Annotated in this window: 13 protein-coding genes; 12 read left to right on the top strand and 1 reads right to left on the bottom strand. The window is 57.5% G+C overall.

Going from position 1 to position 13,613, the window contains the following annotated elements; all coding sequences use genetic code 11:
* Positions 1-7 precede the first annotated feature (7 nt).
* Complete coding sequence (gene hmpA, locus EMQ_RS09850) at positions 8-1,222, bottom strand: NO-inducible flavohemoprotein (protein WP_010666518.1); 1,215 nt, start codon at positions 1,220-1,222, stop codon at positions 8-10.
* Positions 1,223-1,340: 118 nt separating this feature from the next.
* Here hmpA and EMQ_RS09845 point away from each other — a divergent pair, with 118 nt between their 5' ends.
* The 12 genes from EMQ_RS09845 to ilvD all read left to right on the top strand — a co-directional run bounded on the left by EMQ_RS09845 (position 1,341) and on the right by ilvD (position 13,611).
* Positions 1,341-1,796 (top strand): Rrf2 family transcriptional regulator, encoded by a 456-nt coding sequence (locus EMQ_RS09845; protein ID WP_010666517.1) that lies wholly within the window; start codon positions 1,341-1,343, stop codon positions 1,794-1,796.
* 96 nt (positions 1,797-1,892) lie between these two features.
* Positions 1,893-2,768 carry a metal ABC transporter solute-binding protein, Zn/Mn family gene (locus tag EMQ_RS09840; RefSeq protein WP_010666516.1) on the top strand — a complete coding sequence of 292 codons (876 nt, stop codon included), beginning with the start codon at positions 1,893-1,895 and terminating at the stop codon, positions 2,766-2,768.
* A gap of 147 nt (positions 2,769-2,915) precedes the next feature.
* The gene (locus EMQ_RS09835; protein ID WP_010666515.1) at positions 2,916-3,275 is read left to right on the top strand and encodes a hypothetical protein; all 360 of its coding nucleotides are present in this window, start codon (positions 2,916-2,918) and stop codon (positions 3,273-3,275) included.
* A 140-nt stretch (positions 3,276-3,415) separates the two neighbouring features.
* Positions 3,416-4,105 carry a Fe2+-dependent dioxygenase gene (locus EMQ_RS09830; RefSeq protein ID WP_010666514.1) on the top strand — a complete coding sequence of 230 codons (690 nt, stop codon included), beginning with the start codon at positions 3,416-3,418 and terminating at the stop codon, positions 4,103-4,105.
* 54 nt (positions 4,106-4,159) lie between these two features.
* Positions 4,160-5,002, top strand: a complete 843-nt coding sequence (locus tag EMQ_RS09825; RefSeq protein ID WP_010666513.1) for a hypothetical protein — start codon at positions 4,160-4,162, stop codon at positions 5,000-5,002.
* 507 nt (positions 5,003-5,509) lie between these two features.
* Positions 5,510-6,229 (top strand): glycoside hydrolase family 108 protein, encoded by a 720-nt coding sequence (locus EMQ_RS09820; protein ID WP_010666172.1) that lies wholly within the window; start codon positions 5,510-5,512, stop codon positions 6,227-6,229.
* A 111-nt stretch (positions 6,230-6,340) separates the two neighbouring features.
* Positions 6,341-6,712, top strand: coding sequence for a nucleoside triphosphate pyrophosphohydrolase family protein (locus EMQ_RS09815; RefSeq protein ID WP_010666171.1), 372 nt, complete (start codon positions 6,341-6,343; stop codon positions 6,710-6,712).
* 213 nt (positions 6,713-6,925) lie between these two features.
* Positions 6,926-7,591 carry a CvpA family protein gene (locus EMQ_RS09810; RefSeq protein WP_010666170.1) on the top strand — a complete coding sequence of 222 codons (666 nt, stop codon included), beginning with the start codon at positions 6,926-6,928 and terminating at the stop codon, positions 7,589-7,591.
* A gap of 52 nt (positions 7,592-7,643) precedes the next feature.
* On the top strand, positions 7,644-9,143 hold the full coding sequence (gene purF, locus EMQ_RS09805) for an amidophosphoribosyltransferase (RefSeq protein WP_010666169.1): 1,500 nt from the start codon (positions 7,644-7,646) through the stop codon (positions 9,141-9,143).
* Positions 9,144-9,212: 69 nt separating this feature from the next.
* Positions 9,213-10,265, top strand: a complete 1,053-nt coding sequence (locus tag EMQ_RS09800; protein WP_010666168.1) for an NAD(P)H-dependent flavin oxidoreductase — start codon at positions 9,213-9,215, stop codon at positions 10,263-10,265.
* A gap of 131 nt (positions 10,266-10,396) precedes the next feature.
* Entirely contained in the window at positions 10,397-11,557 is a 1,161-nt protein-coding gene (locus EMQ_RS17170; RefSeq protein WP_010666167.1) for a glycosyltransferase family 32 protein, read from the top strand.
* A gap of 191 nt (positions 11,558-11,748) precedes the next feature.
* A complete protein-coding gene (gene ilvD, locus EMQ_RS09790; protein WP_010666166.1) occupies positions 11,749-13,611 on the top strand; it encodes a dihydroxy-acid dehydratase in 1,863 nt (620 codons plus the stop codon).
* Positions 13,612-13,613: the final 2 nt, after the last annotated feature.

Here is a 13,613-nt window from a genome sequence, read left to right as displayed (position 1 = left end):
TTTTGGCTTAAACGGCGGCAAGAAGCTCTGCGTCGGCGGCTGAACCAAAGAACTCATAACGAATATTGGCGACCGGAACACCTGCTGCTTTCAGAGTCTCAACCATATCGCGCATGAAGCCATCCGGACCGCAGAGACGATAGACTGCACCGGGATCAATCTGCGTTGTCAGCCAATCCTTCGTGATACGACCTGCGTGATAATGCATGCTGGGAACCTCAACGGCGTCGGAAGGCAGGCCTGCACTGAAGAAGATGTCTGCCTGCAAAACCCCGGCATCCGCCAGCTTGCGAATGTCAGCACCAAAAGCATTGGTGTCAGCCGCATGCGCTCCGTGGATGAAGCGGATTTTCTTTTTCTCGTCAGCAGACAGCGCATCGATTGCGGAAATAAATGGCGTCAGACCGATGCCAGCGCTGAGAAAAACCGTTTTCTGTTCATTGGCAGAGTCATAAACGAAATCACCGGCTGGGGCTGAAACCTGCAACTCGGTTCCTTCATGCACCACATCGTGGAACCATGAGGAGACGACGCCCCCCTCTTCTTTCCGCACGCTGATCCGATAGTGATCGGAAGAAGGTGCGGAGGAAATGCTGTAATTGCGACGCTGCGAGCCGTGTCCCGGAATGTCCAGTTTGAAACTCAGATACTGGCCCGGCAGATGTTTCATCACCGGCTTGCCATCGGTCGGCACCAGTTCGAACGAGCGGATAATGCTGCTTTCCTGCGTCACGGAGCGGACACGGAAAGAGCGCCAGCCGATCCAGCCGCCGGGCGCTGCTTCATGCTCGTCGTAGATCTGTTTTTCACGACCAATCAGCACGTCAGCGAGGAACCAGTACGCCTTGGCCCACGCCTCCATGATCTCTGGTGTCGCGGCGTCACCCAGCACATGCTCGATGGCGCCCAGCAGCGCCTTGCCAACAAGCGGATAATGCTCGGGCAGAATGTTCAGTCCGACATGCTTCTGGGTGATGCGTTCGACCATGCCGCCAAGATTGCCAAGCGTGTCGATGTTGTGGGCATAGGCCAGCACGGCGAGGGCCAGCGCCTTGGGCTGCTCACCATCCTTCTGGTGCGACATGTTGAACAGGTCGCGGACCTCGGGATCAGCCAGCAGCCGTTTGTACATTTCCTGCGTGATATCCAGCCCATGCGCCTCGAGCGCCGGAACGCAGGCTTTGACGATGGAGCGGGTCTTGTCGTCGAGAGGAGCGGCCATGGGACATATCCGTTAAGGTGACTGAGTTGGTAACCTTTATATTCAGATCGGCATGAAGGTGTCAAAGCCGGTCACCTTAAAAGCTGACAAGGATGGTTCGACTGGTTTATCGTAAGGGATGCGTCTTACCCAACATTCCGACTATGCCCTGCGTGCTCTGGTCTTTCTGGCCAGCAATCCCGACCGGCTGTCCTCCATCCGTGAAATTGCCGAATGCTACGGTCTCTCGGAAAACTACATGATCAAGATCATCCACCGTCTTGGACAGGGTGGCTTTGTCGAGACCATCAGAGGCCGCAACGGCGGCCTGCGGCTGGGGCAACCGACTGACACTATCCGGATTGGTGACGTGGTGCGGTTTACTGAAGATGACTGCGCACTGGTGTCCTGCATGCAGCCACCGGGGGAGCGGAACGGCACGCCCTGTCTGCTCATGCCGGACTGCATCCTGCGTCATACGCTCGACGAAGCGCTTGAAGCGTTTTTTGCCGTGCTGGATAATCGCACCCTTGCGGACATGATCGGGGAGAGCGAGAGACAGAAACTCACACTCCCGGCATACACCGCTTCATGATGTCTGGACGGCTCCAGATCGTTCGATAAGCAGCCGCTTCTGCTGCAACGCAATCGCTATTGATGGAGTATAATATTGTCGTTAGGGGAGTGAGCCATGCGCTTCTCCCTGCCTTCTGCCGCCGTTTTCGCACTGTGTTTCGGCGTATTGTCTTCTGGTGTCCTGTCCGTCTCTCAGGCCAGTGCGGAGAGCACGGATGTGACGCGTATCGTTGCCGCCGAAAATGTCTGGGGTGATATCGCCGCTCAGATCGGTGGTCCGAGGGTCGTTGTGGACAGCATCCTCAGTTCGCCCGACCTTGATCCACGCCGGTTTGAACCTTCCCCCGCGATGGTGCTGAAGGTGAAACAGGCCGATCTGATCATTCTGAACGGAGCCGGATTTGATTCGTGGATGGACCGTATGGCCCACTCCAAGTCCACGATCCGGATTGCATCGATTGCAGGCTGGCGGGACGATGAAAACCCGCACTTCTGGTTCGATCCGGTGGTGGTCGATCGTGTGGCGCGAGACATCGCCCACCAGCTCCGGCTGGATGATTCGTCGGGTGGTCTGGCGTCTTTTGAAAGCGATCTTGCCCGCTTGCAGACGCGGATCGTCCGTCTGCGGCAGCGCATACGCGAGACTCCGATTGCCGTGACAGATCCCCTGCCGGGCGGTCTGACAGAAGAGCTGGGGCTGGTCACGGAAAACAGCGCTTTCCTGCTCGCCGTCATGAACGGTGTCGAGCCGGAGCCTGCCATTGTCGCGCAGTTCGAGAACGATCTGAAAAATGGCCAGATCAAGCTGCTGATCTATAATCCTCAGACAGCAACATCCTCCGTCTCACATCTGCTGGAAGTCGCAAAAGAGGCGGGCGTTCCGTGCATGCCCCTTACCGAGACGTTGCCACCGGGACTGCACTGGCAGGACTGGATGGCGCAGATTCTCGATGGGATTGAAAGCCATCTTCTGAAACCTGACCTGCACTGATTGCGGATAGAGGCGATCAGCTGGGGACCCGCCTTAAATCTTTTGTCGCAGCGATGCATGGAGCTCTTCGGCCCGTGCGCCTTGCGCAGGTAGTGGAAAATTGGGACAAGCGACTTGTTGGATCGGGTTGTTCAGAAGGAACGGCGAATGCGCGGAACCCTGTGGCGTATGTGGAGCGTGACGGCGCTTGTTGGTGTGATGCTGTCCGGGTTGTCCTCTGTCGCTCTGGCGCAGGATGCTCCTGATGATGACAAGTCTGCAGCGCCGGATATGCATGCGCTCGCTTCACGCTTCAATGCGACGCGCGTCAAGAAGGATTACAGCTATATTCACCGCCCGCCCGGTGACAAGGTGATTGAACAGCCCGATATCGATCGGTTGATGTTCTGGACCAAGGAGGGCCAGCCGGATGGCTACGCCCAGAGGCGCGGTGACAGCGTAATCTACTACAATGCCGGTGGTCAGGCCGTGCGTGTCCAGCGGCTTGCGCCGGGTGAAGGGGACTGAACCGGTTTCCGACTGACCGGGATTTTTGGATCGGAGAGTGGATTGACTGCCTGAAATACAGGTTTCTGACCCGATATTGTCCCGATGCAGAACTGAAGCGTGTTTTTCACGCGCCTGACCTCATCAAACGGATATGATTGATGCTTCTGCATATTCCCCAGGTCCTGACTGCTGAGGAACTGCAGCGGTGTCGGGCTGTCATGGATACGGCGGACTGGAAAGACGGAAAGGTGACGGCGGGGCAGCAGTCGGCCAAGGCAAAAAACAACCTGCAACTGCCGCTCGATCATCCTGAACATCGCACGCTGGCCGATCTGGTGTTGCGGGCGCTGGGACGCAACCCGCTGTTCAACAGCGCGGTCATCCCGCTGCGTGTCGTGCCTCCTCTGTTCAATCGCTATGATCCGGGTATGGAGTTTAGGGCGCATGTGGATAATGCCGTGAGGCCCATTCCCGGTTCGGGCGGCATGCGTATCCGCACGGATGTGTCCTCGACCCTGTTTCTCAATGATCCGGAGGAGTACGAGGGTGGGGAACTGATCATCTACGATGAATCCGGTACACGGGAAGTCAAGCTCCCTGCGGGCGACATGATCGTTTACGACACGACCGTTTTGCATTCCGTCGAGCCGGTGACAAAAGGCAGTCGGCTGGCCTCGTTTTTCTGGACGCAGTCCATGGTGCGGGATGAAAGCCAGAGACGAGTTCTGTTCACGCTCGATCAGCAGATCATGGATCTGCGCGCCCGTCTGGCGGATGATGATCCAGCCATTCTTGGTCTGGTCAATGTGTATCACAACCTTATGCGGCAATGGTGCGATGTGATGTAGCCTTTTAGGGGCTACATATTTCTCTGAAGTTTCTTCTGTTTCGAGAGTGAGGTGATGGTTACAGAAGCGACGGCGCGGTTTTCAGACCAGCAGTTGAACAGGCTGTTCGAGGCCATTCTGGTCAATGACGTGTCGGAAGATCATGTCTCTCTGCCGGAGACCATTCCGTCCTCTTTCATGGATAACGTCGTCAGGGACTGTTTTGAAATCAGTCTTGAGCTCTGGGCGCGTCAGGTGGATCGCCGGGCGCTGGCTGTGCTTGTCGATCATCTTGTTCTGTCAGCTGATCTCAATTCCAGAGAACGTGTAAGCTTCAAGCATATCCGTGCAAAATTCAAACATATGCGCTTTGCCTGCGTGCTTTACACAACGCGGCATCAAAGTCCGATCCTGTTCAAGAGCATGACCACATTGATGGGGCATGTGCAGGATGCATTCCGCAACGGTCACTCCCTGAAGACGCGTCTTTATGCATTGGCCCTGCGCATCATGATCATCTCGCCTTACTGGCGCATGATGGAACGGGAGTTGTCCCGTATGAAGCAGGAGACTGGCGCAGCATTTGAAGAGTATCTGCGAAAACAGATCAACACTCTTTCTGACAGTTTGCGTGCAGACAGAATGACCGCTCATCACTTTCATGCGCTTCGCAAGATCATCAGTCGGCAGGTGTCATTTTTTGACGATTACAGAACGATTTTTCCAGATGATCGATCAGATGCGATGGCGCGTTATCTCAGTGATCTGAATGGTCGTATGGGGCGGATGCATGATGATCTTGTTTTGAAACATGCTCAAGGTAAGCAGAATTATCATAAATGTCAGTTTACGCTGGATACCGCGTTGCGGGAAAAGCTGAACGGTCTTGTGCGCCAGTATCCGATGCGAAGAGAGTAGAGTGTTTTGTTGAAAGTTGGACTGTTTGCACTTTCCAGGCACCAACGGCAGCGATGACCTCTGTGTCATACGGTTCTGATTGACTTCAGGACGGTTTCATCGCTCACACTTCAAATCGTGAGTCAAAGTTTGTCAGCTTGATTTCCACAATTGTCCGGAAACTGTCTGGTAAATTCTTGAACAATATGAATAATATATAAAATATATTGGTTTTAATATATTTATTATTCCTCTTTTTGTGTGAAGAAAATATCGTGAATTGATAGATTTGGCAGCGTTTTTGAAGAATTTTATTTCAATGAGATTTTCAAGAGGCGGGTTGAAAGAGGTTCGCCGGTTTCTGTCCAGACGTCCTCGTCAATGCTTTATCTCAAATATAACCGATAAAAGGAGTCTGCCTGATGCGCCATTTTCTGTGTGGAGACGGATACTTTCTGCAGGCCGTGCATGAGGTCTGTCTTCAGGTCTGAGCCGGTATTTTATTAAGGAAAACCGGAGAGAGTCACTTTGACTGGCCAGAATTTTGATGCCTGCCTGGATTTTGTTCGTACGGCTGAAGGTGGGTACAGTGAGGATCCAAAGGATTTGGGCAACTGGCTTCCTGATGAAAACGGTCGCAAGGGCGTCCTGATCGGCAGTCATTACGGCGTCTCCGCAGCCATGCTGGCATCATGGAAGAAGCCGCAGCCTGTTTCTCAGGATGATATGCGCAATCTGGATCTCGATACTTTTGACGCCATAGCCCGTTCGCGATTCTGGAACCCGCTGGTGTGTTCCGCTCTGCCTGCTGGCCTTGATCTCATGGTGTTCGATTTTGGATGGAACTGTGGAGTGTCCACATCCGCCCGCCTGTTGCAGAGGATGGTGGGGGTCACGATGGATGGAAGCATCGGGCCACAGACCCTTTCGGCTCTAACGCAGATGAACGCGTCTGATCTTCTGCCTCAAATTGATCCGGATAATCTGGCGACTCTCCACGCACGTCTTGGACTGCCGCCAAGCAGCGGCATCGGCCCCGAAGTGAAACGGGCTCTTGAAAGTCAGCAGACGATGGGACTGCTGCTCGTGCTGGTTCTGTCGGGCATGCAGGAACGGGAATACAGGGTGCAGGCCGGTTTCCGGCGATGGGGGCGTGGATGGCTGGCCCGCACGAAGCGCCGGACCGAAACGGCACTGGCGCTTGTCGCTGCCGCCAGGGCGAGAGAGACGGGTCCGACCATGTTCTGAGCGGTCTCCGTTCACAAACAGGACACTTTCTGGCGTGGGTCACGATATCACGCCAGCATTGTGCTTCTGGCCTGATTGACGGGGAGCGCAATTTTTTTTCATGATGGTTCCATGACAACTCCTTCCTCTGGTGCCGTCGAAAGTCTCGCTCCTTTGCTCGATGCATTGGCGGAGCGGGAGGGTATGGTGCCGGATGACAATGAGACACGACATCTCGCTGGCGTACTGGGCCTCGTCATGGCTGAATGCACTGCGGCGGTCATTGAAGGCGACAGGGAAGAGGTGATCCGGACCAGCGCCGGATTTGTCCGGGGACTGATTGCGATATGGGCTGATCAGGGCCTTGATCCTGATGCCGTGTGGACAGAACTGCACTGTCGGATCGAAATGGGAGAGTTGTGTCTGCGCCTGAGTCGTGCTTCGGGACCTCACAAGGGACGACGTAAGGGACCGTGGCGGGTTGCGACCAGCAAACTGCCATAATGCTGTGCGACATCTGGCTGACGCAGGCGGTGACTGTAACGCAGGGTAATGATCTGTTTCGATTTTAAGAGAGCCTTCAGAAATCTCCGGCTAGGCATCTCCGAGACCTTGGGCGTGGATGTGAAGAGGCGGCCGTGTTGTGAGGATAATTACCCCATTATTCCGAAAGGGACTGATTTGTGGCGTGGGTCCCTCTGATCAGGACATCGCCTGATGACAGCCTCCCTTTCATTTGTGTCTGAGCACATTCCGGCATGGGATACCGTGCAGACGGCGGTGCGGGAGGCTTTGCAGACAGTCATCAATGCGCCGACGTCGGCGCCTGCCTTGCTGGTGGAACTGATTGTGGCCCTGTCCGTCGTCAGCGGACTGAGAAAAGGTTTCACGCGGGAGGTGCTGGGGATCATTGCCTGGGGTGTGGCCGGCATGGCGGCGATGAAATACCGGCATATGTTTGTCACATGGGTGTTGCCGACGATGGAACCGGCGGAACTGGCGGACGGAGTCGGGTTTGGTGTGATATTTTTTGGCGGACTCGCTGTCGGCGCCCTTGTGTCCAGCCTGTTCGCTCACCTTATTAGGGTCTCTCCCTTGGCGGGACTGGACAAGCTTCTGGGAGGCATGTTTGGGGTTCTGCGGGGTGGAACAGTCATTGTAACCCTTTATATGGCCACTCACTGGGCTACGGCCACGAATATGATCGTGGCCGGCGAGCGGAGCGATGGAGCCGGGGAGAATGCGATAACGACCGCGCTGTCCTATATGGCGCCGTTCATGTCGAGATTTGTGCCTTCAGACCTTGCGCAGGAGCCCGGCTCAGGCCATGACCTCGGCGGACCGGACGACGCACCCGGTGAGGCTTACCCAGAGAACCCCTGACGCGTCACGTGATCGGTCTGCGTGGACTGTGATCGGGGAAGGATGAAAACTGATGTCCGAACAGCTTTCTCTCCGGCAGACGACGGTGACAACCCATCCATGGGCTGATGACCGGCAGGACGGGGATGACAAGTTCCACGAGGAATGCGCCGTTTTCGGAGCATGGAATGTCGCGGATGCGGCGGCCATAACCGCTCTTGGCCTGCATGCGCTTCAGCATCGCGGGCAGGAAGCCTCGGGCATTGTCAGCTACGACGGAAAGAAATTTTCCTCCCATCGCGGTCTCGGTCTGGTCGGCGACGTCTTTCACGACACGCGCATCATGGCGGGACTGCCGGGCGCGTTCTCGGTGGGACACAATCGCTACTCCACCACTGGTGACACCCTGCTGCGCAATGTGCAGCCGTTGTTCGCCGAGTTTGAATTCGGCGGCCTTGCCGTCGCTCATAACGGTAACCTGACCAATGCTCACGCCCTGCGTCGTGCGCTGATCCGCCGTGGTTGCCTGTTCCAGTCCACAACGGACACGGAAGTCTTCATCCATCTCATTGCTATCTCGCTCTATGCCACGGTCGAGGATCGCCTGATCGACGCCCTGAAGCAGGTACAGGGGGCTTACTCTCTGGTTGTGCTGTCGCAGGATGCGCTGATGGGCGTGCGTGATCCGCTCGGTGTGCGGCCGCTGGTTCTGGGCAAGCTGCCGGGTGCGGCCAACGATGCGTCCGGCTGGGTGTTCGCCTCGGAAAGCTGTGGTCTTGATATTGTGGGTGCAGAATTTGTCCGCGATGTTGAACCGGGTGAAATGGTCATCATCGACAAGACCGGTGTGCGCTCGGTCAAGCCGTTTGCGGCCCAGCGCTCCGGCTTCTGCGTGTTCGAATACATCTATTTTGCCCGTCCGGATTCGGTTTTGGACGGTATGCCTGTCTACAACGTCCGCAAGCAGATCGGCGTCGAATTGGCTCGTGAAAGCGGAGTCGAGGCTGACGTGGTCGTGCCTGTCCCGGATTCGGGCGTGCCTTCGGCGATGGGCTTTGCGCAGGAAAGCGGCATTCCCTTCGAGCTCGGCATCATCCGCAACCATTATGTCGGACGCACCTTTATCGAGCCGACGGACCAGATCCGTAATCTCGGCGTCCGCATGAAGCATTCGACGAACAAGCCGATGCTGGATGGAAAGCGCGTCATCCTCGTGGACGACTCCATCGTGCGTGGCACCACCTCCCGCAAGATTGTCGATATGGTGCGGGCTGCCGGTGCGACGGAAGTCCATATGCGGATTTCCTCGCCGCCAACCAAGCATTCCTGCTTCTACGGCATCGACACGCCGGAGCGCAGCAAGCTGCTGGCAGCCCAGCACGACATCGCGACGATGGCGGAACTGATCGGCGTGGATAGCCTCGCCTTTATCTCTCTTGATGGTCTTTATCGGGCTCTGGGGCATGAGGGCCGCGATGCAGAGCGTCGTCGCTACTGTGACGCCTGCTTCACGGGCGACTATCCCATTCCACTTGTGGACCACGATCAGGAGTTCGGCCCGGGCACAGCCTGAGGCTGACTACTACTGACACGCCGGTGACAGCCAGATGCAACCAGCCGGGCTTTCAGGCGTAATTGCCTCATGCTGATGCAACGCCTGAGTCTGGAGGTTCCGGTTCTGCAGGCCCCGATGGCCGGGGTCTCCACGCCTCGTCTTGCGGCGGCAGTTTCCGAGGCTGGAGCGCTCGGGAGTCTTGGGATCGGCGCGATGACGGTCTCTGCCGCCCGGGACGCCATCCGGCAGACACGACAGCTGACCCTGCGCCCGTTCGGCGTAAACGTCTTCTGTCACGAGTCTGTCCCTCTGCCCGCCAAGGAAGCGGCGGACTGGCTTCACTGGCTGAAGCCTGAATTCAAGCGTTTTGGCGCTCGTCCCCCTGAAACATTGCGGCAGATCTATGCGTCCTTTCTGGATGGCTCGGCCATGCTGGACATGCTGCTTGAAGAACGGCCTGCCTGCGTAAGCTTCCATTTCGGTCTGCCCGGAGCGGCTGCTGTCCGGTCCCTCAAGGATGCAGGGATCACGCTGCTTGCCAGCGTGACCAATGAGCAGGAAGCCAAACTGGCGGAGCGAGCGGGGATGGATGTCCTGATCGCACAGGGATATGGGGCAGGAGGGCATCGCGGCATCTTCGATCCAGCGGCTCCTGATGAACAGGCTGGTACAAGGACGCTTCTCACCACACTGAAGGCGATGACTACGCTGCCTCTTGTCGCAGCCGGTGGTCTTATGACGGGTCGTGACGTGGCGGAAATGCTGGATGCGGGCGCAACGGCTGCACAACTGGGAACGGCGTTTGTTGCCTGCGATGAAAGTGCAGCCTCTCCTGCTTACCGCGCAGCCCTGATGGATGGGGGCAGGGAGAGAACCGAAATGATCACGGCGATCTCGGGACGTCCGGCCCGTGGGGTGCGGCAGAAATTTCAGGCACTGGCCGATCGTCCGGATTGTCCTCCGGTGCCGCCTTATCCTTATGCGTATGATGCGGCAAAGCAGCTGGATGCTGCGGCCAGGGCTCAGGGTGAGGCAGGATACGGCGCATTCTGGGCCGGGACGGGCGTCGCTGGCGTGCGTCCGATGCCAGCGCGGCAGCTTGTTGAGGTGCTTGCGAAGGAGATTTCCGTTGCAGGCTGAACCGGTCCAGGATGGCGCAGGCTGTTGTCCAGCTCTGGACGCCGTTATCAGAATGTTGAATATCCCGGATTAACTAATAGCCTATATGGGAATAGGGCCTGTTTCGGGCCAGGGGTGGAAAAGACCTGATTATGTCGACTGACGCGGAAAAAAACGAAACATTCCTGACCCTGCCCATTGAGAAAACCTCGGATTTCACTCTTGAAGATCTCGCCGATAATCATCAGGCGATGAATTATTTCCATAAGCATGGAGCGGCGACTGTCGAGCATGCTTTTGCGCTGGCCAATATTCTGCACATGCACAAGCAGGTGAAGGAAGCGGCCTATTTCTATGGTCTCGCCTTCAATCTGCATTCCAAGCACCCGAACGAATTTCCGCTTGCCTCCTCCCTGTTGCAGGCTCGCCTGCTGTGTCTGCTCAAGGCCGGGATGAGCCCTCCCGCAGACGAACTGGAGCAGCTGAAAGCGCTGTCCCAGCCGATTTATGATTACATCCTTGGGATCGAGATTGCCTGGCGTCAGCATGATCCCAAGGCCGCGCTGGAGCGGATGGGGAACTGTTTCGAAGCTTTTCACACGGGCGAAGAAGTAGACGTGCTCTATCTGGAGACAGCGCTGTCTGTTCTGCCGAAAGCAAAAATCCCGGCGCGTCCGGGTGCGGAGCAGATCATTCCGGCACATATCTATCAGTACTGGGATCAGAATCCGCCTGCCGAGATTACGGAAAACCTCGCCTATCATGAGGGGCTGGAGGCGTTTGACGTCCAGATGTTCAATCGCGAGTCAGGGGCCGAATGGCTCTATGACCACTATGGGCGGGAAGCGCGGGACCTGTTCCTGCAGGCGCGTCATCCCGCCGAGGCGGCTGATTTTCTCCGCGTGCATGTGATTCAGGAACTGGGCGGCTGGTGGCTGGACGCTGATATCCGCATTGTCGCGCCGGAAATACTGGAAGATTACGCAGCAAAAAAACCGTCCCACGTCTTCTTCGTGACGGACAATTATTACGTCCATAACGACTTCTTCGGCAGCCGCCGGAACAGCCCGATCCTTGCGGACTGTCTGCTGTCACTTTATCGCAACAGCTATCTCTTCCGGGATCTGTATATCGCCTACAAGACCGGGCCGGGCGTGTTCAACCGGGCGCTCAACCGTCGTCTGCATATTGCCATCAAGAACGGAAAACCGTTTGATCCCAGTGTGATGGTCCTGCGTGCGCCGGAATTCAACAGCATTATTCAGGACATGGATATGGCCTACAAAAAGGGTGGCAACTGGCACGCAGCCTGAGGCGTTTCCGTCTGATCGTTCACCTGAGGCGTGTTTTCGGGAGTCGTTGCTGAGCGAAGCAGGGCAAAGCCGATGAATCTCCCACCCATCGGCTGACTCACCCTGTTTTTCCCGCTATACGGCCCCATGTTGAAGGTGGAACACCATTTTCGTCGTGTCCCGCCCTGTTTCAGATCGGAAAGAACAGTCGTATGGCCGGTTACCGCTCCCGCACCACCACCCACGGCCGCAACATGGCCGGCGCTCGCAGCCTCTGGCGCGCCACGGGCATGACGGACGCGGATTTCGGTAAGCCGATTATTGCCGTCGCCAATTCCTTTACCCAGTTCGTCCCCGGTCACGTCCACCTGAAAGACCTCGGTCAGCTTGTGTGTGAGGCCATCGCGGAAGCAGGCGGCATCGGGCGCGAGTTCAACACCATCGCAGTCGATGACGGCATCGCCATGGGTCACGGCGGCATGCTCTACAGCCTGCCCTCGCGCGAACTGATCGCCGACGCCGTGGAATACATGGTCAACGCGCACTGCGCCGACGCGCTGGTCTGCATCAGCAATTGCGACAAGATCACGCCGGGCATGCTGATGGCCGCCATGCGCCTGAACATCCCTGTGGTGTTCGTCTCCGGTGGACCGATGGAAGCCGGTCATGTGAAGGACGGCGAGATCGACAAGGCCGTCGATCTGGTCTCCTCCATGGTCGCCGCCGCGGCTCCGGGTGTCACGCAGGAAGAGTCCGACATCATCGAGCGTTCGGCCTGCCCGACCTGCGGTTCCTGCTCCGGCATGTTCACCGCCAACTCGATGAACTGCCTGACGGAAGCGCTGGGTCTGTCCCTGCCGGGCAATGGCAGCCTCGTCGCTACACATGCTGATCGCCGCGAACTGTTCCTGAAAGCAGGCAAGCTCGCCGTCGAACTGGCCAAGCGCTATTACGAGCAGGGCGACAGCAGTGTTCTGCCACGCTCCATCGCCACGTTTGAGGCGTTCGAGAACGCCATGACCGTCGATATCGCCATGGGCGGTTCGACCAACACGGTGCTGCATCTTCTTGCCGCTGCCCATGAGGGCGAAGTGCCGTTCACCATGGCCGACATCGACCGGCTGTCCCGTCGCGTATCGAACCTCTGCAAGGTCGCGCCCTCCAAAGCCGATGTGCATATGGAAAACGTCCATCGCGCCGGTGGCGTGCAGGCGATCATGGGCGAACTCGACCGCATGAAGCTGCTGCACCGTGACATCCCGATGGTGCATTCCAAAAGTGTCGCCGAGGCGCTGGCGCAGTGGGATATCGGTGGCGAGACGGCGACCGATGAAGTCCGCACTTTCTACAAGGCCGCTCCCGGAGGTGTTCGCACCACGCAGGCGTTCTCGCAGGCCAGCCGTTACAAGGAATTGGATCTCGACCGCGAAAAGGGTGCGATCCGTTCCGGCGACCATGCGTTCAGCAAGGAAGGCGGTCTTGCCGTGCTGTATGGCAACATCGCGGAAGACGGCGCCATTGTGAAAACGGCGGGTGTGGCCGAAGGTCTGCTGACCTTCTCCGGTCCGGCCCGTGTGTTCGAGAGCCAGGATGCCGCCGTGTCCGCCATTCTTGGCGACCGCATCAAGGCTGGTGACGTGGTGGTGATCCGCTACGAAGGACCGAAGGGCGGTCCGGGCATGCAGGAAATGCTCTACCCGACCTCCTACCTGAAGTCGAAAGGACTGGCTGAGTCCTGTGCGCTCATCACCGACGGTCGTTTCTCCGGCGGCAGTTCTGGCCTGTCCATCGGCCATATTTCCCCGGAAGCGGCGGAAGGTGGTGCGATCGGTCTGATCGAGGATGGCGACATCATCGAGATCGATATTCCGAACCGCGTGCTGAAAACGAGCGTGACTGACCCCGAGCTTTCAACCCGCCGTCAGAAGATGGACGACCGGGGTGTCGAGGCATGGAAGCCTGTGCGCAATCGCGTGGTCTCCACGGCGCTCAAGGCTTATGCGGCCCTGACCACCAGTGCGGCGCGTGGCGCAGTGCGTGATCTGGCGCAGCTGGATCGTCGTTCTTCTCGGTAAAA

Origin of the sequence: Acetobacter aceti NBRC 14818, assembly GCF_000193495.2 — a bacterium.
Classification (GTDB): domain Bacteria; phylum Pseudomonadota; class Alphaproteobacteria; order Acetobacterales; family Acetobacteraceae; genus Acetobacter; species Acetobacter aceti.
The sequence above is the reverse complement of the archived record's forward strand: the minus strand, read 5'-3'. Positions and strand labels throughout refer to the sequence as shown.

Excerpts from the sequence above, each read along its gene's own strand:
- EMQ_RS09840 (WP_010666516.1), top strand. The coding sequence starts at position 1,893 with ATGCGCTTCTCCCTGCCTTCTGCCGCCGTTTTCGCACTGTGTTTCGGC.
- ilvD (WP_010666166.1), top strand. The coding sequence starts at position 11,749 with ATGGCCGGTTACCGCTCCCGCACCACCACCCACGGCCGCAACATGGCC.
- EMQ_RS17170 (WP_010666167.1), top strand. The coding sequence starts at position 10,397 with ATGTCGACTGACGCGGAAAAAAACGAAACATTCCTGACCCTGCCCATT.
- EMQ_RS09845 (WP_010666517.1), top strand. The coding sequence starts at position 1,341 with ATGCGTCTTACCCAACATTCCGACTATGCCCTGCGTGCTCTGGTCTTT.
- hmpA (WP_010666518.1), bottom strand. The coding sequence starts at position 1,222 with ATGGCCGCTCCTCTCGACGACAAGACCCGCTCCATCGTCAAAGCCTGC.
- EMQ_RS09835 (WP_010666515.1), top strand. The coding sequence starts at position 2,916 with ATGCGCGGAACCCTGTGGCGTATGTGGAGCGTGACGGCGCTTGTTGGT.
- EMQ_RS09800 (WP_010666168.1), top strand. The coding sequence starts at position 9,213 with ATGCTGATGCAACGCCTGAGTCTGGAGGTTCCGGTTCTGCAGGCCCCG.
- EMQ_RS09815 (WP_010666171.1), top strand. The coding sequence starts at position 6,341 with ATGACAACTCCTTCCTCTGGTGCCGTCGAAAGTCTCGCTCCTTTGCTC.
- EMQ_RS09810 (WP_010666170.1), top strand. The coding sequence starts at position 6,926 with ATGACAGCCTCCCTTTCATTTGTGTCTGAGCACATTCCGGCATGGGAT.
- EMQ_RS09830 (WP_010666514.1), top strand. The coding sequence starts at position 3,416 with ATGCTTCTGCATATTCCCCAGGTCCTGACTGCTGAGGAACTGCAGCGG.
- purF (WP_010666169.1), top strand. The coding sequence starts at position 7,644 with ATGTCCGAACAGCTTTCTCTCCGGCAGACGACGGTGACAACCCATCCA.
- EMQ_RS09825 (WP_010666513.1), top strand. The coding sequence starts at position 4,160 with ATGGTTACAGAAGCGACGGCGCGGTTTTCAGACCAGCAGTTGAACAGG.